Annotated in this window: 19 protein-coding genes; 9 read left to right on the top strand and 10 right to left on the bottom strand. The window is 69.0% G+C overall.

Annotated features, from left to right (window positions below; genetic code table 11):
* Positions 1-138 precede the first annotated feature (138 nt).
* Entirely contained in the window at positions 139-1,260 is a 1,122-nt protein-coding gene (locus E0H92_RS23290) for an epoxide hydrolase family protein (protein ID WP_131497716.1), read from the bottom strand.
* Complete coding sequence (locus E0H92_RS23285) at positions 1,250-1,597, bottom strand: VOC family protein (RefSeq protein ID WP_131497715.1); 348 nt, start codon at positions 1,595-1,597, stop codon at positions 1,250-1,252. Before E0H92_RS23285 ends, E0H92_RS23290 begins: the two co-directional genes overlap by 11 nt.
* Before the next feature lie 53 nt (positions 1,598-1,650).
* Between E0H92_RS23285 and E0H92_RS23280 the strand changes: the two genes are divergently transcribed.
* Positions 1,651-2,427 (top strand): Rossmann-fold NAD(P)-binding domain-containing protein, encoded by a 777-nt coding sequence (locus tag E0H92_RS23280; protein ID WP_202873783.1) that lies wholly within the window; start codon positions 1,651-1,653, stop codon positions 2,425-2,427.
* On the opposite strand, the gene E0H92_RS23275 is transcribed toward E0H92_RS23280, so the two are convergent.
* From E0H92_RS23275 to E0H92_RS23255, 5 genes are read right to left on the bottom strand one after another with little or no spacing between them, the layout of a single operon-like run.
* Positions 2,428-2,622 carry a ferredoxin gene (locus E0H92_RS23275; protein WP_131497713.1) on the bottom strand — a complete coding sequence of 65 codons (195 nt, stop codon included), beginning with the start codon at positions 2,620-2,622 and terminating at the stop codon, positions 2,428-2,430.
* An 11-nt stretch (positions 2,623-2,633) separates the two neighbouring features.
* Positions 2,634-3,830 (bottom strand): cytochrome P450, encoded by a 1,197-nt coding sequence (locus tag E0H92_RS23270; RefSeq protein ID WP_131497712.1) that lies wholly within the window; start codon positions 3,828-3,830, stop codon positions 2,634-2,636.
* Between the two features lie 25 nt (positions 3,831-3,855).
* Positions 3,856-4,989 (bottom strand): NAD(P)/FAD-dependent oxidoreductase, encoded by a 1,134-nt coding sequence (locus tag E0H92_RS23265; RefSeq protein ID WP_131497711.1) that lies wholly within the window; start codon positions 4,987-4,989, stop codon positions 3,856-3,858.
* Complete coding sequence (locus tag E0H92_RS23260; protein WP_238173553.1) at positions 4,986-5,627, bottom strand: TetR/AcrR family transcriptional regulator; 642 nt, start codon at positions 5,625-5,627, stop codon at positions 4,986-4,988. Before E0H92_RS23260 ends, E0H92_RS23265 begins: the two co-directional genes overlap by 4 nt.
* A gap of 5 nt (positions 5,628-5,632) precedes the next feature.
* Positions 5,633-6,835, bottom strand: coding sequence for a cytochrome P450 (locus E0H92_RS23255; protein ID WP_131497710.1), 1,203 nt, complete (start codon positions 6,833-6,835; stop codon positions 5,633-5,635).
* Between the two features lie 121 nt (positions 6,836-6,956).
* Between E0H92_RS23255 and E0H92_RS23250 the strand changes: the two genes are divergently transcribed.
* Positions 6,957-8,411 carry an MFS transporter gene (locus tag E0H92_RS23250; RefSeq protein WP_131497709.1) on the top strand — a complete coding sequence of 485 codons (1,455 nt, stop codon included), beginning with the start codon at positions 6,957-6,959 and terminating at the stop codon, positions 8,409-8,411.
* Here E0H92_RS23250 and E0H92_RS23245 read toward each other — a convergent pair.
* Positions 8,343-8,942, bottom strand: a complete 600-nt coding sequence (locus E0H92_RS23245; RefSeq protein WP_238173552.1) for a dienelactone hydrolase family protein — start codon at positions 8,940-8,942, stop codon at positions 8,343-8,345. The genes E0H92_RS23250 and E0H92_RS23245 overlap by 69 nt on opposite strands.
* A gap of 25 nt (positions 8,943-8,967) precedes the next feature.
* On the opposite strand from E0H92_RS23245, the gene E0H92_RS23240 reads away from it, so the two are divergent.
* On the top strand, positions 8,968-9,543 hold the full coding sequence (locus E0H92_RS23240; RefSeq protein ID WP_131497708.1) for an ArsR/SmtB family transcription factor: 576 nt from the start codon (positions 8,968-8,970) through the stop codon (positions 9,541-9,543).
* Here the strand turns inward: E0H92_RS23240 and E0H92_RS23235 are convergent.
* The gene (locus E0H92_RS23235; RefSeq protein ID WP_131497707.1) at positions 9,507-10,007 is read right to left on the bottom strand and encodes a MarR family winged helix-turn-helix transcriptional regulator; all 501 of its coding nucleotides are present in this window, start codon (positions 10,005-10,007) and stop codon (positions 9,507-9,509) included. The two genes, E0H92_RS23240 and E0H92_RS23235, sit on opposite strands and share 37 nt — an antisense overlap.
* Before the next feature lie 58 nt (positions 10,008-10,065).
* Here E0H92_RS23235 and E0H92_RS23230 point away from each other — a divergent pair, with 58 nt between their 5' ends.
* Genes E0H92_RS23230 through E0H92_RS23220 form a run of 3 tightly spaced genes read left to right on the top strand, consistent with a single transcriptional unit; the run spans position 10,066 to position 12,298 of the window.
* Positions 10,066-10,953 (top strand): glutamate-cysteine ligase family protein, encoded by an 888-nt coding sequence (locus E0H92_RS23230; RefSeq protein WP_131497706.1) that lies wholly within the window; start codon positions 10,066-10,068, stop codon positions 10,951-10,953.
* Positions 10,950-11,909, top strand: coding sequence for an ATP-grasp domain-containing protein (locus E0H92_RS23225; RefSeq protein ID WP_131497705.1), 960 nt, complete (start codon positions 10,950-10,952; stop codon positions 11,907-11,909). Before E0H92_RS23230 ends, E0H92_RS23225 begins: the two co-directional genes overlap by 4 nt.
* A complete protein-coding gene (locus E0H92_RS23220) occupies positions 11,906-12,298 on the top strand; it encodes an MAPEG family protein (protein WP_131497704.1) in 393 nt (130 codons plus the stop codon). Before E0H92_RS23225 ends, E0H92_RS23220 begins: the two co-directional genes overlap by 4 nt.
* On the opposite strand, the gene E0H92_RS23215 is transcribed toward E0H92_RS23220, so the two are convergent.
* The gene (locus E0H92_RS23215) at positions 12,276-13,106 is read right to left on the bottom strand and encodes a helix-turn-helix transcriptional regulator (RefSeq protein WP_165549929.1); all 831 of its coding nucleotides are present in this window, start codon (positions 13,104-13,106) and stop codon (positions 12,276-12,278) included. The genes E0H92_RS23220 and E0H92_RS23215 overlap by 23 nt on opposite strands.
* Before the next feature lie 71 nt (positions 13,107-13,177).
* Here E0H92_RS23215 and E0H92_RS23210 point away from each other — a divergent pair, with 71 nt between their 5' ends.
* From E0H92_RS23210 to E0H92_RS23200, 3 genes are read left to right on the top strand one after another with little or no spacing between them, the layout of a single operon-like run.
* Positions 13,178-13,972, top strand: a complete 795-nt coding sequence (locus E0H92_RS23210; RefSeq protein WP_131497702.1) for a phytanoyl-CoA dioxygenase family protein — start codon at positions 13,178-13,180, stop codon at positions 13,970-13,972.
* Positions 13,973-14,003: 31 nt separating this feature from the next.
* On the top strand, positions 14,004-14,483 hold the full coding sequence (locus tag E0H92_RS23205; protein WP_131497701.1) for a pyridoxamine 5'-phosphate oxidase family protein: 480 nt from the start codon (positions 14,004-14,006) through the stop codon (positions 14,481-14,483).
* The gene (locus E0H92_RS23200) at positions 14,480-15,160 is read left to right on the top strand and encodes a DsbA family oxidoreductase (RefSeq protein ID WP_131497700.1); all 681 of its coding nucleotides are present in this window, start codon (positions 14,480-14,482) and stop codon (positions 15,158-15,160) included. The genes E0H92_RS23205 and E0H92_RS23200 overlap by 4 nt, the downstream gene beginning before the upstream one ends.
* Positions 15,161-15,204: the final 44 nt, after the last annotated feature.

Genomic DNA, 15,204 nt, shown 5'->3' with positions numbered 1-15,204 from the left:
ATGTCACGATCGGGTCTCGGTCAAATCGGCACAGACTCCAGATCCCTTGTTTACAAGGGAATACCGCACAAGACGAAACTTGTCGGACGGCACGGACCACCGGCTGGTGCCCGCGCTCTCGGGATGCGGCCGCGCCGCCTACCGGACCAGGCGGAAGAAGGTTCGGATGTCGTTGACGAGGACGGTGGGGGCTTCGAGGGCGGCGAAGTGGCCGCCTCGGGGGAATTCCGACCAATGGATGATGTGGTGCCGGCGTTCTAGGACGCGGCGGATGGCTGGGTCGGTGGGGAAGACTGCTACGCCGGTCGGCACACCTGGGCGTACTTCGGTCGCATCTGAGCGGTTCTCGTAGTACAGGTTGGCGGAGGTGGCGCTGGTGTTGGTGAACCAGTAGATGGAGACGTCCGTCAGCAGGTGATCGAGGTCTACCGCGTCCTCGGGGAGGTCGCGCGCCGGGTCGGTCCATTCCCAGAACTTCTCGAGGATCCAGGCCAGTTGCCCAACCGGTGAATCGCTCAACGCGTACGAGACCGTCTGCGGCCGGGTCCCCTGCAGATCGGCGTACCCGGTGCCGACCGCGCGCAACCTCTCGGCCGCCGCGAGGCGCTCGCGTTCGACCGCGGTCAAAGCGGAACGATCGCCCGGTTCGAGCGCCGGATAGGCCAGTCCCCCATTGATGTGTACGCCGACCACGTGCGCCGGATCCACCTGTCCCACCAGGGGCGAGACGACCGATCCGGTGTCACCGCCTTGCGCGCCGTACCGCTCGTACCCCAGGCGGCGCATGAGCTCCGCCCACGCGCGGGCGATCCGCTCGTGGTTCCAGCCTGGGGTCAGCGGCACCGAGAACCCGTGCCCGGGCACGGACGGCGCGACGACGTGGAACGCGTCGCGCGGATCACCGCCGTACGCCGCCGGATCGGTCAACGGCCCGAGGACGTCGAGGAACTCGGCGACGGACCCCGGCCAACCGTGCGTCAGCACCAACGGCAGCGCGTCGGGCTCAGGTGATCGCACATGCAGGAAGTGAATCGTCTGCCCGTCGATCTCGGTCGTGTACTGCGGATACTCGTTGAGTCGTGCTTCCCAGGCCCGCCAGTCGTACGTCGTCCACCGCTCGGCCACTCGTTGCACATAGCTGACCGGCACCCCACGTTCCCAGCCGCCAGGTAGTTGCCGGGGCCAACGAATCCGTTCCAGCCGCTCACGCAGGTCCAAGAGCTCCGCGTCCGGCACCGCGATCCGGAACTCAGAGATCATGCGCCCGCTCGTGCAGCGGCTCGTACAGGCCGACCTCACCCCCGCCCGGCAACCGGAACGACGTCAGCACTCCCCACGGCTGCCGCTCGACCGGTCGCACGAACTCCACGCCCCGTGCCGACAGATCCGCCATCGTCTGCTCGAGGTTGTCACACATCAGCAACAGCTCGTGCGACCCCGCCTCCGCCGGATGCAGGGCGACCTCGGCCGGTGGCAGTTTGAAGATCAGCCAGCCGTGGCCGGCGTCCACCGACGGGTACTCGAGCACGTCCCGGAAGAAGGCACGGTCCGCGTCGGCGTCGGTCGTGTAGATGATCACATGCGCTCCGTTGATCATCTTCAGCACTGTAGCGGGGAATACCGACAGTGCCGGGGCAGGTTGCCGACTAGGTGATCCTCTTGACTGGCGCAACGGGAAACGTCGGGCGCGAACTCCACGCGCTGTTACCGGAGGCGCGGACCCTGGACCGCTCGTCCGGCGCCGATCTCGCCCGTCCCGAGACGCTCGACCTGGAAGGCGTCGACACCGTCTTCCTGGTCTGGCCGTTTCTCACGTCCGAGGGTGCGCGCACACTCCTGCCGAAGATCGCGGAGCACGCACAAAAGGTTGTCTATCTGTCCTCGTCGGCCGTCCGGTTCGGGGCCGACACGGACCCGATCACGCGGCTGCACGCCGATCTGGAGACCGCCGTGCAGGCGTCAGGCCTGGAGTGGACGATCCTGCGCGCTGACACGTTCGCGTCCAACGCGCTCGGCTGGGCGGGTCAGTTGCAGGCCGGTGACGTCGTACGCGGACCGGACAGCGCCGTCACCGCGGTGATCGACCCCGCGGACATCGCCGCGGTCGCTGCCGCCGTACTGCGTGATTCGCGGCCCGGCACGACCTACACCCTGACCGGTCCCGACGTACTCAGCCGAGCCGATCAGGTGCGGATCCTCGGCGAGGCGCTCGGTCGCGAACTGAGGTTCGACGCGACACCGTTCGACGACGCGCGCGCCCAACTGCTCGCGGACGGTCGCCCGCCGGCACTCGTCGAAGCGCTCATCGGCAGCGCCCAGAACCGCCCCGCCTCCGACCTCGTCACGACAACCGTCCAGGACGTCACCGGCCGGCCCGCGGGCAGCTTCCGCGCCTGGGCCGACCGGCATGTCGCAGACTTCAGCTGATCAGTCCTCGACGACGATCGCCAGCGCCGGGCAGACGGCCGCGGCCTGATGTACGTCGGCACTCAGGTCCTCGGACGGGTTGTCGGTGAGGAGGACGACGATCCCGTCCTCGTCCCGTTGGTCGAACACGTCGGCGGCCGCGGTGACGCACTGGCCGGACGCGACGCACTTGTCCTGGTCGACGATGATCTTCATGAGGTGGCCTTTCACCAGGTGACGGGGAGCGAGTAGACGCCGTACACGGCGCCGTCGTGCTTGAACGGGATCTCGTCCAGCGGGACGGCCCGGCGCAGCGTCGGGATCCGGCGGTAGAGCGTGCTGTAGACGACCTGCAGCTCGAGCCGCGCCAACGGTTGCCCGAGGCATTGATGGACGCCGAACCCGAACGCCACATGCCGCCGCGCGTCCCGGTGCAGGTCCAGCGTGTCCGGGTCCTCGAACACGGACGGGTCCCGGTTGCCGATGTCGTTCGGGAAGATGATCCCTTCACCGGCCTTGATCACCTGCCCGTGCAGCTCGAGGTCCTCGAGCACCGCGCGCCGGCGGCCGCTGTGGGTGATGTTCAGGTACCGCAGCAGTTCCTCGACGGCGCCGGCCACCACCTTCGGGTCGTCCGTCTCCTGCAGTACGGCGAGCTGCTCCGGGTGCTCCAGCAACGCGAGGGTGCCGAGGGCAATCATGTTCGCGGTGGTCTCATGCCCCGCGAGGAGCAGCAGCACGCCCATCCCGGCCGCGTCCTGCCGGGTCAGCTCACCGGTCTTGACGCGCTCGGTCAACCCGGACAGCAGGTCGTCGCCGGGATTCTCGAGCTTCTCGCCCACGAGGTTGTCCAGATACGACGCGAGGTTGCCGTGTGCCGTCGCGCGTTCCTCCGGCGTCGCCGACATCTTGATCAGCAGCTTGCTGTTCTGCTGGAAGAAGTCGTGCTCCGCGTACGGCACCCCGAGCAACTGGCAGATGACCAGCGACGGCACCGGCAACGCGAACGCCTCGACCAGATCGACCGGGTTCGGCCCGACCAGCAGGTCGTCGATCAGCGAGTCCACGAGCTTCTGGATCCCGGGCCGCATCGCCTCGATGCGCTTGATCATGAACGGCGCGGTCACCATGCGGCGCAGCCGCGCGTGCTCCGGGTCGTCCATCAGGATGAACCCGATGCCGACGCCGTCTTTCCGCGGCGGCTCGCCGGTCGGGCTCGGATATCCGGGTTTGCTGACGTCGGAGCTCAGCCGCGGATCCGCGAGCAGCGCGCGCTGGTCGTCGTACCGCGTCACGAGCCAGGCTGCCTTGCCGAAGACGTCGACCTTGACCAGCGGCGCCTCCTCCTGCAGTTCGCGCAGCTTCGGCGGCGGATCGAACGGGCAACCCGGTGCCCGGGTCATCGGATAGACAGGAGTAGTCATGCAAAGTCCTTCCCCAGAGAGGTCTTTACGCGTGCACCAGGTGCTCCCGGTGCAGGCGGGTCTGTTTCGGTGCGTTCCAGCCGAGGACGCCGACGATCCGGCCGTCCCGGCGGTAGTGCGCCACGAACCGGTCCGCAACGTTGCCTTCGGCAATCGTCACGGCGGCGTCGGCGGACGGCCGGCCGTGGACCTGGATCTTGGTGCCGAACTGGTCGGTCCAGAAGTACGGGATCGGGCGGTACGGCTGTGCCGCGCCCAGGATGTTGGCCGCGACGCACAACGCCTGCTCGGTGGCATTGGTCCGATTCTCCAACCGGAGCAGGGAATCCCCGCACTGCCAACGCGCCACGTCACCGGCCGCGTAGACCCCGTCGGCCGCACGACAGAAGGCATCACACACGATCCCGTTGTCGATCGTCAGCCCGCTGCCGTCCAACCACCCGGTCGCAGGTTCCGCCCCCAGCGCGACAACCACAACATCAGCCGGCAGTACCTCGCCATCAGCCAGCAGTACGCCGCTCACGCGACCGTCAACGTCCGTCAGCCCGGTCACCGCCGTACCGAGCCGAAGCTCGACGCCTTCGGCCATGTGCAACTCGCCTAGCAATCCCCCGATGACAGCACCGAGCTGAGCTTCCAGCGGTACGGCTTGAGGCCCGGCGAGCGTGACGGCGAGCCCCAACTTGCGAGCCGTCGCAGCAACTTCGGCGCCCAGCACACCGTCACCAACGACCACGACACGGGCTGCCTCGGTCAGGTCTTTGCGCAGGGCAGCGGCGTCGTCGAGCGTCCGCAGTACATGCACGCCCTCGAGCTCCGGGCCAGGCAAGCGGCGCGGCGTGAGACCGGTGGCGATCACCACCGTGTCGGCCGACAGCTCGCGGCCCGACGCGGTTCGTACGGTGCGACCGTCAAGACCGACCGCAGGATCGCCGAGCACGAAGTCGACGTCCAGCGCCGACAACATCGCCTCCGGGCGCAGCCGCGTTCGCGCCTCGTCCCAGTCGCCGCACAAGAACTGCTTGGACAGCGGCGGCCGGTCGTACGGCGGATGCCACTCGGCCCCGAGCACCGTGATCGGATCCCGGAAGCCCTGACGCCGCAGGGCTTCCACGGTCGTCAACCCGGCCGCCGAGGCACCCACCACGAGCACACTCATGAAGTGACCGGCGCGGTCAGCAGCCCGACGATCCCGTCGATCAGACCGTCGGCCATTTCCTCCCACGTCGCCCGCGCGGTCGGTCGGCCCTCGGCCAGCGCGAGCTCGAACTCGGCCGTCATCTGGATGATCAGGTGCCGCGCCATGTCACCGCGCTCGATCCGCACCGGCTCCGGAAGGTCCGCGAGCCTGTCGGCGAGACCGTCGACGACACGCTGCAGCGACGGCGAGTTTCGCGACTCCTGGAGCTGGATCTCCCGCAGCGCCGGGTCGTTCATCAGCTGCGCGCTGAACCGCGCGAGCCAGCACGACGTCCCGAGGCTGCCCATGTGATCGGTCGCCGACCGGACCAGGACCGTGACCCAGTCGCGCACGTCCGGTTCGGCGCCGAGCTCCGCGAGCAGCTCCCGGCGGCGCGCCTCGACCGGCTCCGCGTGTTTGCGGACGATCGCGCGCACCAGATCGGTCTTGGTCCCGAAGTGGTACCCGACCGCGGTGTTGTTGCCCTGTCCGGCAGCCTCGCTGATCTGCCGGTTCGACACCTCGTGCACACCGCGCTCGGCGAACATCCGCTCCGCCGTGGTCAGGATCAGCTCGCGGGTCGCGTTCACCCGGATCGCCCGGACATCTTTCGCCATCATCATCACCAGATCACCCTTACCTCCCGCAGCCCACCGACGAGCAGCCCCTCGACGAGCGGCAACTCGGCCGGCGGTACCGCCAGCGCCAACGTCGGCAGCCGGCGCAACAACACTTCCAGAACGACCTGCAGTTCGGTCCGCGCCAGCGACTGACCGATGCAGGAGTGCGGCCCCGCCCCGAACGCCAGGTGCACGTTCGGGCTGCGGGTCAGATCCATGTCCGCGGCCTCGGTGAAGATCCGCTCGTCCCGGTTCGCCGAGGCCATGCTGCAGATCGCGGTCGTCCCCGCGGGCAGTACGCCGTCGGACAGTTCGAGCTCCTCCGAGACATACCGGATCATGCCGAACCCGGCGTTCGCGTCGTACCGCAAGGCTTCCTCGACGGCGGTGCGGACCAGCTCGGGTTCCGCGAGCAGCTGCTCCCAGCGGCCGCGGTCGGCGAGCAGCATCGCCATCATCTTGCCGATCATGTTGGTGGTCGTCTCGTGCCCGGCGATCAGCAGACCCATACCGGTGGAGACGAGCGCGTCGTCGCTCAAGCGCTCCCCGGCCGAGTCGGTGCCGGTGATCAGATCGCTGAGCAGATCGGTGCCCGGCTCCGCCCGCTTGGCCACGACGTGACCGGTCATGTACGCCGTGAACTCGGCCTGCGCGGCCTCCATGTCAGCGGCCGTGTAGCGACTCAGGTTGAGGAACGTGTCGGACCAGTACGAGAACCGCTCGCGGTCCGACGCCGGTACGCCGAGCAGCTCGCAGATCACCCAGACCGGCAACGGGAAACCGAGATTCGCCTTCAGGTCCGCGGGTTTCCCGCCCGCGATCATCGCGTCGACGAGTTCGTCGGCCATCGCCTCGATCGAGGGCCGCAGCGCCGCCATCCGCTTGGCCGTGAACCATTTGGTGATCATCCGCCGCCACCGCTGATGCCCGTCCGCGGACTGCGGTACGCCGGGACGCCGCTTGTCGAACACGCCGGCGCCCTCGGCCGAGACGCGGGCCGCTCCCTCGGCGGTCCGGGCGAACCGCGCGTCGGACAGCACCTGGCGAACATCGTCGTACCGGGTGAGCAGGGCGGCCTGGTCGCCGCTGGGGAGCCGGACGTGCGCCACCGGGCACTGCTGCCGGAGCTGCTCCCACTCCGGTGGCGGTTCGATCGCATCGACAGGCGGGATCGGGTAGTTCACGAGCTGATCACTATCGGTCACAGGCCATCACCTCCGAGTGGTTTCTCTCCCAGCTTGCCTCGCCGACTTGTTTAAGTCAACTGCCTGACTTACCATTATGGTTGCACAAACCAACTATCTATCTCAGCCCAGGAGGCTGCTGATGTCCGCAACTCCCACCGTGCGTACCGGTGCCGTCGTGCCGGTGCTCGCCTCGGCCGGTATCACGGTCGCCCTGATGCAGACCCTGGTGATCCCGCTCGTCCCGGAGCTGCCGCGTCTGCTGCACGCCTCGGCCGCCGGGACCGCCTGGGCGATCACCGCCACGCTGCTCGCCGCCGCGGTCGCGACCCCGATCATGGGCCGCCTCGGCGACATGTACGGCAAGCGCCGGATGCTGCTGATCAGCATCGGCATGCTGATCGCGGGCTCGGTCGTCGCCGCGCTCAGCAGCTCACTGGTGCCGATGATCGCCGGCCGCGCGTTGCAGGGCCTGGCCGCGGGCGTGATCCCGCTCGGCATCAGCATCATGCGCGACGAGCTGCCCTCCGAGAAGGTCGGTACGGCGGTCGCGCAGATGAGTGCGTCCCTCGGCGTCGGCGGCGCACTCGGCCTGCCGCTGGCAGCGCTGCTCGCCGAGAACTTCAACTGGCACACGCTGTTCTGGCTGTCGGCCGGGCTCGGCTTGATCGTCTTCGGGCTGGTCCTGCGGTTCGTCCCGGAGTCGGCGGTGCGCTCCGGCGGCCGGTTCGACCTGCTCGGCGGGCTCGGACTGTCGATCGGCCTGATCTCGTTGCTGCTGGCCATCTCTCAGGGCGCGAGCTGGGGCTGGACCGGCGGCCGGACGCTCGGCCTGTTCGCGCTCGCGGTCGTGGCGTTGCTGGCCTGGGGCTGGTGGGAGCGCCGTACCACCGAGCCGCTCGTCGACCTGCGTACGACCGCGCGTCCGCAGGTGCTGCTGACGAACCTGGCGTCGATGGTGTTCGGCTTCGCGATGTTCGCGATGTCGCTGGTGCTGCCGCAGTTGCTGCAGATGCCCAAGGCAACCGGTTTCGGACTCGGGCAGTCCATGCTCGCGTCAGGTCTGGTGATGGGCCCGTCGGGTCTGATCATGCTGGTCGCCGCACCGTTCTCGGCGAAGATCTCGAAGACCCGCGGCCCGAAGGTGACGCTGATGCTCGGCGCGCTCGTGGTCGCGGCCGGGTACGGCGTGGGCAGCGTGCTGATGAGCTCGGTCTGGCAGCTCGTACTGGTGTCGCTGCTGATCGGCGCGGGCATCGGCCTGGCGTACGGCGCGATGCCCGCGCTGATCATGAGCGCGGTACCGGTCTCGGAGACCGCCGCCGCGAACAGCTTCAACACCCTGATGCGGTCGATCGGGACGTCGGTGTCCAGCGCGGTCGCGGGCGTGATCCTCGCGAACCTCACGATCAGCCTGGGCGGCTACACCCTGCCTTCGCAGAGTGGCTTCCGGGTCGTCCTGCTGATCGGCGCCGGCGCCGCACTAACCGCCCTGGCCATCGCCTCCTTCATCCCCACCCGCAAAGGTTCAGAGGAAGTCGAGGGTGCGCTGGAGGAGGAGTTTGGCGGCGGCCTCGTCGTAACCCGGGAGGGATGAGTCCGCGAACAAGTGCTCCTTGCCGGGGTAGAGGAAGAGTTCGGCTTCATCGACGGCGGCGACCAGGGCGCGGGCAGCGTCCAGGTCGCCGCCTTCCTCGGTGAAGAACGGGTCCTCGTCCATGCCGTGCACCTGCACCGGTACGCCGTCCGGCCAGGCGCCGAACTCCTCTACGGGCAGGCACGAGTAGTAGAAGAGCGCGCCGGCGGCACCGGGACGCGTCTGCGCCAGCTGCTGCGCGGGCACCACGCCGAGCGAGAACCCGGCGTACACCACGTTCTCGGGCAGGCTCTGCGCCGCCTGGACGCCGCGCTCGGCGACGACGCCGAAGCCGGTGGTCCGCGCGTAGTCCATCCCCTCCTCGAGCGTCGCGTAGGTGTTGCCCTCGTACAGGTCCGGCGTGTGGACGGTGTGGCCCGCCTGCCGGAGCTCGTCGGCGAACGCCTTCACCCCGTCGGTCAGCCCCTGTGAGTGGTGGTACAGCACGACCTCGGCCATCATCAGCTCCAATGATCCAAATATCTCGAACAATCGGCGATGCTAGTCTATTCGAACCATGCCGAACAAGGTCCCCGACTACGAACTCGCGGACACCGTCGAGCTGACCACCGCGGAGCAGGTGCGGGCGATCAGTGATCCGCTCCGGACGACGATTCTCGGGCTGCTCCACGAGCGGGCGGCGACGGTGACGGAGCTGGCCACCGCGGTCGGGCGGCCGAAGAGCACGGTCGCGCACCACGTGAAGGTGCTCGCCGACGCCGGCATCCTGCAGGTGGTCCGGACCCGGCGGGTGCGGGCGATCGAGGAACGGTTCTACGGGCGCGCCGCGCGGATGTTCTTCGTCGGCCTCGGCCGGCAGGGCGACCACGGGCAACTGCCGCACGACTTCAACGATTTCGAGGTCGCGGCCGAGGAGTCGAAACCGGCGTACGACGCGGGTCAGATGCGCTCGTTCATCCGGCACGCCCGCATTCCCGAGGAGCGGGCCGCCGAGTTCTGGCAGCAGGTGGACGCACTGATCCACACCTTCGACCAGCTCCCCCGCGCCGGCGACACGACGTACGGCTTCACGGTCGGCCTCTACCCGATCGGCGACTACCCGACGCTGCCCCCGGCCGACGACGAAACCTGATCCTCCTCGGCGGCGAAGCGGTCGAGGACGTCGACCAGGCGGGCCAGGACATCGCGGACCACTTCGTACTCCTGCTCGCCGAATTCCTCCTCGAACCGCCGCTCCAGCTCGATCAGATGCCGGAACCCGTCACCCGCCACCGACCGTCCGTGCTCGGAGTAGTCGACCACCTTGGCCCGGCCGTCGTTCGGGTCGGCCTTCATCTCCAGCATGTCGAGGGCGACCATGTCGCGAATCACCTCACCCATCGACTGCCGGGTGATCCCGGCCCGAACCGCCATGTCCGCGGCCCGCGCGCCACCGGAGTGCAGGGTGCCGAAGACCGAGTTGTGGGCCATCTTCACCTCGGCGTGGCCGTCGGCGTGGGCGCGCCGAACCATATCGGTCTGCAGCGCGCGATTGGCGCGGTCGACCAGCGCGATCAGCGGCTTGCGATCAGGCCGCGGCATCTGAGGCCTTGACATGTCGTAAGGATACCTTCCAATATTTCGACAGGAATCCTTACGGTATCAGGAGGGGTCGATGGAGACCAGGCAGCTGCACCCGGTGGTGGCCGGTCTGTTCGCGCGGGGGCGTCGGCGGACGGTCCGGGTCGCGATCGAGCAGGAGTACGTCGTCGCCGCGGCCGATGGACGCGTGGTACCGATCGAGGAGCTGCGGCGAGCGGCGGAGGGGTCGCCCGCGGCGCCGTACCTCAGCTTCGAACCCGGCGGACAGCTCGAACTGAGCCTGCCGCCGTCGCTCGATCCGCTCGGCGATCTGCGTTCGTTGACGGCCGACCTCCGGCGCCGGCTGGGCGGGATCACACTGCGGGCAATCCCGGTCGACCCGCGGCAGGACGTGCCGTTGCAGTTGACCTCGGCACGGTACGTCGCGATGCAACGGCACTTCGACCGCATCGGGCCGGCGGGGCGACGGATGATGCGCCGTACCGCGTCCACCCAGATCTGTCTGGACTGGTGGCCGGGGCGGGCCGGCATCGAGCAGTGGCGGGTCCTGAACCTCGCCGGTCCGTTCCTCGCGGCCCGCTTCAATCGCAGCGACCGGCTCGCGACCTGGCTGGCGGTCGACCCGGGACGGACCGCCTTCGACGACAGCCTGCTGCGCGACGAGGACCCGGTCGCGTCGTACGCCGCCTTCGCCGCGGCCGCGACCGTCTTCGTCGACGGGCCGGTCGGGCACCTGAGCACCCTGTTCCCACCCGTTCGCCCGCGCGGGGCGTATCTCGAGGTGCGTTTCCTCGACGCGCTTGAACCGGACGCGGTCGAGCGAGCGGTCGGCGTACTCAGGCAGCTCATGTACGACGACGTGCGCCGACGCGACGTACTGCGCGCGCTCGAAGGGTCTCGTTCCGCAGAGCTGTGGCGCGCGGCAGCGGCCGGCGAACTGGAGGAGGAGATGGCGGCATGAGCGGCGTTCTGTTCGTCACCGATCCCCTGGTTGGTCTGCAGGGCGAGATCGACGCCGGCATCGGGCTGATGAGTGCGACGCAGGACCTCGGACTCGACGTCTGGTGTTGTGGTCCGGAAGAACTCGCGGTCGTCGACGGGCGGGTGTGCGCGCAAGCCCGGCGGATCCGGCTGCGGCCGCGGGTCGCCGGTGGCGATCATCGGTGGATCGTGGACTCGACCTGGTGGGACGAGCTCGGTACCGCGGTCGTCGACGTCGCGTCGTTCGAGGTGGTTCACCTGCGGATCGATCCGCCCGTCGACGCGCGGTACCTGCACACGACGTACCTGCTCGACCTCGTCGAACAAGCCGGTACGCGGGTGATCAACCGGCCGGAGGGGATCCGGGCGATGCACGAGAAGCTCGTCGCGCTGCAATTCCCCGAGCTGTGCCCGCCGACATACGTCGGTGCCGATCCGCAGGCGCTGCGGTCGTTCGTGCGGAGGGTGGGCACGGCGGTCGTGAAGCCGGTCGACGGGTTCGCGGGGATCGGCGTCTGGCTCGTGCGGGACGACCGGAGCGCGATCGCGTTACTGGAATCGGCCACGCACGGCGGGCGGCGGCACGTGATCGCCCAGCAGTTCCTGCCGACAGTTGCGCAGGGCAACAAGCGGCTGTTCCTGCTGGACGGCGAGATCGTCGGCGCGGTCCTGCGGCGCCCGGCCGCCGACGACTTCCGGATCGGGCCGCCGGTCGCACCGGCCGATATCGACGACGACGACCGCGCGATCGTCGGCGTCCTCGGACCGGTGCTGCGCAAGCACGGCCTGGCGATCGCCGGTCTCGACGTGATCGACGGCCGGCTGATCGAGGTCAATGTCACCTGTCCCGGCGGCATGCACAAGACCGACGCCCTGCTCGGGACCAACCTCAGCCACACCATCGTCAGCAGTCTGTTCAAGGGAGCACTGGTATGAGCACGATCACCGTTGTCTGTATGGCCCTGCTGGGCATCCTGCTGTTCCTGCTCGGCGCCAACGTCACCCGGAACCGGGCGCTCCGCGGCGGCGGCAACCAGCAGCCGACCGACCCGACCGACCGGCTGCTGATCGCGGTCCGCGCGCACGGCAACGCGGCCGAGTACATCCCGACGATGATCGTGCTGCTACTGGTCTGCTCGGCGCTGTCCGACAGCAGGCTGATCGACGTCCTCGCCGTCGCGGCCGTCGCCGTCCGGTTCACGCACGCGATCGGCATGCTGCGGTCCGCCACACTCGCGGCGCACGGCCCACTCCGCGATATCGGTGCCCTGGGCACCTATCTGGTCGGGATCGCGCTCGGCGTCACCGCGATCGCGACGATCTGAAAGCGGTCGGAGTGGCACCGGTGAACTGGCGGAACACCCGCGCGAAGTGCTGGCTGGAGCTGAAGCCGAGGCTCAGCGCGAGCGCGGTGACGGTCACGTCGCTGGTTTCGAGGAGTTGGCGGGCGCGGTCGATCCGGCGTTCGTTGAGGTAGCGGTGCGGCGGCTGGCCGAGCTCACCGGCGAACAATTCGGCCAGGTACGCCGGCGCGAGCCCGACGCGGTCCGCCAGCTCCGTCAACGTCCAGCGCTCGTGGAACTCCTGGTCGAGCAGGCGTTTCACCGTCCGTACGGCGGGATGCATCGCGAGCTGCGGTACGGCGGCCGGCGCCAGCGACCGGGAGAACGCGAGCACCAGATGGTCCACCGCGAGCGCGAGCCCCGTCTCGGCGTACTCGTACCGCGTGGTCAGCTCGCGGACCAACTGCGCGAACGCGTACGTGAGCTCGCCGGCCTCTCGATGGACGACGGTCCGCGGCATCCTGAGTCCCGGGTGGCGCGTGCCGACCACCTCAAGGTCGACCGCGGCGAAATAGAAGTGGTGATTGCCGGATCGACCCGCGAGGTGGTGGATGACTCCGGGCGGTACGGCGAACAGGTGCCCTGGACGTAGTGCGTAACTCTCGCCGCCGGCGACCCAGTGCGTGGTGCCGTGCTGCTGCAGGTAGATCTCCCAGACCGGGTGGTCGTGCGGCTCGATCAGGAACTGCTCGGGCACCCACTGCTCGCCGGCGTGCAACAGGCCGCTGCCCGGTGCGAATCCGTCGGCGTGGAAGCCGGCGCGCAGGCCGCTGGGCCGATGGAGGGACACCTGAAGATTGTGTCCAGTTGCCTGAACATCGGCAACGCCACGGCGGTCGAGCGCTTCGTAGGTTGAGGGGCATGGACGCTGACGACATTGCCTTCTACCGCGAGCACGGTTACTGGATCTCACCCGTGATCGTGCCCGACGACGTACTGGATGCGGCCGAGCGCGGCATGGAACGGTTCTACGCGGACGATCACGATCGGGCGTTGCCCGACATACCGGCGACGCGCGGCTGGCGGCCGGCGGACGGCTACGTACTGCGGAAGAACGACTACTCGTCGCTGCGGGTCGACGAACTGGCCGCGCTGGTTCGGCATCCGGCGATCGGCGCGACGGCGGCCGCGTTGTCCGGGGCGGACGGGATCCGGCTGTGGCACGACCAACTGCTGTTCAAGCCGCCGGGCGGTTCGGCCACAGTCGGTTGGCACACGGACCGGCAGTACTGGCAGTCGTGCACGTCGGACGAGATGCTGACCGCGTGGGTCGGGTTCCACGACGTGGACGAGGTGAACGGTGCGGTGGGGTTCATGCCCGGTAGCCATCGCTGGTCCGTCACCGGGCTCGACTTCTTCTCGCAGGACTCCGCCGGCCTGCAGGCGTCGATCGTCGCCCAGGGCTACGACCCGGCCCCGTTCGTCCCGCGGATGAAGCGCGGCCAGGTCAGCTTCCACCACTGCCGGACCGTGCACGGGAGCTCGGCCAACCTCTCGAACGCGCCCCGCCGGTCGCTCGCGATCCACCTCCAGCCGCTCGACAACCGCTGGCGCCCCGGATCCTCACACTCGAACGATCTCCTCGCCCGCAACAACCCCGACCCCGACTACACGGACCCGGCAATCCAGCCACAACTCTGGCCGCCACTGCCTTGAGAAACGGACCGCAGTCCGTTAACGTCGCCGCATGGAGACACGCGCCGGACTCGACCGGATCAACGAACTCGGGCAGCGGGACCACTTCCTCGCCGTAGCCATCACCCAGCGACGGTCCGGCGAGCCGGCCGCGTCGGTGGTGAACGCCGGCGTGATCGACCACCCGGTGACCGGCGAGCCCGCGGTCGCCTTCGTCGCACGGGGGCGGACGGCGAAGCTCGCGCACCTACGGCGGACGCCGCACGCGACGCTGGTGTTCCGCGCGGAGTGGGAGTGGATCGGCGTGAGCGGTTCTGTCGAGCTGGCCGGGCCGGACGATGCGCTGGAAGGGATCGACGCGGAGCGGTTGCGCGTGCTGCTGCGGGACATCTACCACGCGGCCGGCGGCGTACATCCGGATCTGGAGGCGTACGACCGGGAGATGGTGGCGGATCGGCGTACGGCGGTGCTGATCACGCCGGAGCAGTTCACCAGCAACCCCACCGGCAGCGACCACCAGGAGGACGCGTGAACGTCGCACCCGGGACAATTCAGGTCTGGTCGGACCTGCTGTGCCCGTTCGCGCAGGTCGCGATTCACCGGCTCCGGACAACTCGGGCCGAGCTCGGGCTGGACGGGGTGGTGCGGCTGGACCACCACACATTCGCGCTGGAGCTGTTCAACGGTCCGCACTCCCGGCCGGGGACGGACAGCGAGGCGGTGGGACTCGGCCAGCTCGCGCCGGAGATCGGGTTCCGGCTGTGGACCCAGCCCGACTGGACCTACCCGTCGACCGTGCTGCTCGCCGCCGAGGCCGTCCATGCCGCCAAGGCCCAGGGCCTGCAGGCTTCGGAAGATCTCGACGCGGCACTTCGTCGAGGCTTCTGGTTCGAGTCCCGGCCGATCGGTCACCGGCAGACCATCCTCGAGATCGCGACCGACGTCGCATCGGTCGACGCCACGGAACTCGCCGCTGCCCTCGACGACGGCAGGGCACGATCCGCGGTGATGGGCGACCATGCCATCGCCGTCACCGATGCCGTCCAGGGCAGCCCACACCTCTTCCTCCCGGACGGCACCGGCATCCACAATCCGGGCATCGAGGTGCACTGGGAAGGCCCCTGGGCCTCCGGGTATCCGATCGCTCAGAGCAACGACCCCGAGTGGCCAAAACGCCTCCTCCACGCCGCCACGGCCACCAGATCCTGAATTCCGCGTCATGGATCGGCGGGGCGAGCGTCTCAGGGCGTACG

It is taken from the genome of Kribbella speibonae (genome assembly GCF_004331375.1).
In the GTDB taxonomy this organism is placed as follows: domain Bacteria; phylum Actinomycetota; class Actinomycetes; order Propionibacteriales; family Kribbellaceae; genus Kribbella; species Kribbella sindirgiensis.
The sequence above is the reverse complement of the archived record's forward strand: the minus strand, read 5'-3'. Positions and strand labels throughout refer to the sequence as shown.

Excerpts from the sequence above, each read along its gene's own strand:
- E0H92_RS23290 (WP_131497716.1), bottom strand. The coding sequence starts at position 1,260 with ATGATCTCTGAGTTCCGGATCGCGGTGCCGGACGCGGAGCTCTTGGAC.
- E0H92_RS23285 (WP_131497715.1), bottom strand. The coding sequence starts at position 1,597 with ATGATCAACGGAGCGCATGTGATCATCTACACGACCGACGCCGACGCG.
- E0H92_RS23275 (WP_131497713.1), bottom strand. The coding sequence starts at position 2,622 with ATGAAGATCATCGTCGACCAGGACAAGTGCGTCGCGTCCGGCCAGTGC.
- E0H92_RS23270 (WP_131497712.1), bottom strand. The coding sequence starts at position 3,830 with ATGACTACTCCTGTCTATCCGATGACCCGGGCACCGGGTTGCCCGTTC.
- E0H92_RS23265 (WP_131497711.1), bottom strand. The coding sequence starts at position 4,989 with ATGAGTGTGCTCGTGGTGGGTGCCTCGGCGGCCGGGTTGACGACCGTG.
- E0H92_RS23260 (WP_238173553.1), bottom strand. The coding sequence starts at position 5,627 with ATGGCGAAAGATGTCCGGGCGATCCGGGTGAACGCGACCCGCGAGCTG.
- E0H92_RS23250 (WP_131497709.1), top strand. The coding sequence starts at position 6,957 with ATGTCCGCAACTCCCACCGTGCGTACCGGTGCCGTCGTGCCGGTGCTC.
- E0H92_RS23240 (WP_131497708.1), top strand. The coding sequence starts at position 8,968 with ATGCCGAACAAGGTCCCCGACTACGAACTCGCGGACACCGTCGAGCTG.
- E0H92_RS23235 (WP_131497707.1), bottom strand. The coding sequence starts at position 10,007 with ATGTCAAGGCCTCAGATGCCGCGGCCTGATCGCAAGCCGCTGATCGCG.
- E0H92_RS23230 (WP_131497706.1), top strand. The coding sequence starts at position 10,066 with ATGGAGACCAGGCAGCTGCACCCGGTGGTGGCCGGTCTGTTCGCGCGG.
- E0H92_RS23225 (WP_131497705.1), top strand. The coding sequence starts at position 10,950 with ATGAGCGGCGTTCTGTTCGTCACCGATCCCCTGGTTGGTCTGCAGGGC.
- E0H92_RS23220 (WP_131497704.1), top strand. The coding sequence starts at position 11,906 with ATGAGCACGATCACCGTTGTCTGTATGGCCCTGCTGGGCATCCTGCTG.
- E0H92_RS23210 (WP_131497702.1), top strand. The coding sequence starts at position 13,178 with ATGGACGCTGACGACATTGCCTTCTACCGCGAGCACGGTTACTGGATC.
- E0H92_RS23205 (WP_131497701.1), top strand. The coding sequence starts at position 14,004 with ATGGAGACACGCGCCGGACTCGACCGGATCAACGAACTCGGGCAGCGG.